At 30.6% G+C, this 500-nt stretch carries 1 pseudogene; it reads left to right on the forward strand.

What is annotated here, in order from left to right:
- A pseudogene (locus MBCUR_RS03615) lies at nt 1-500 on the forward strand (DUF11 domain-containing protein); the annotation flags it as partial.

Below are 500 nucleotides of genomic sequence, written 5' to 3' on the forward strand. Positions count from 1 at the left end.
CCTAATGGTTTGATTTATAAGTCTTCTAATGCTACTGTTAATAGTTATAATTCTGCTAATGGTAAATGGTATATTGGTAATTTAGCTAATGGTCAGAGTGTATTTTTAGATATTGTTGTTACTTTAAATGGTACTGGTAGTGTTGTTAATATTGCTAATGTGACTGTTGATCAGAATAATACTGGTAATAACAGTAGTACTCCTGGTAACAATACTAATTTGTCTGTTACTCCGACTGTGAATATTAGTATTATAAAAACTAGTAATGTGTCTGGTAGTGTTTTAAATGGCATTGATATTAGGTATACTATTAATGTGACTAATCATGGTCCTGATAATGCTACTGGTGTTGAAGTTACTGATATTTTACCTGCTGGTGTTATTTACAGGTCTTCTAATGCTAGTTTTGGCAGTTACAATCATGTTACTGGTAAATGGTATATTGGTGATTTAGCTAATGGTCAGAGTGTATTTTTAGATATTGTTGTTACTTTAAATAG

Origin of the sequence: Methanobrevibacter curvatus (genome assembly GCF_001639295.1) — an archaeon.
Classification (GTDB): domain Archaea; phylum Methanobacteriota; class Methanobacteria; order Methanobacteriales; family Methanobacteriaceae; genus Methanoflexus; species Methanoflexus curvatus.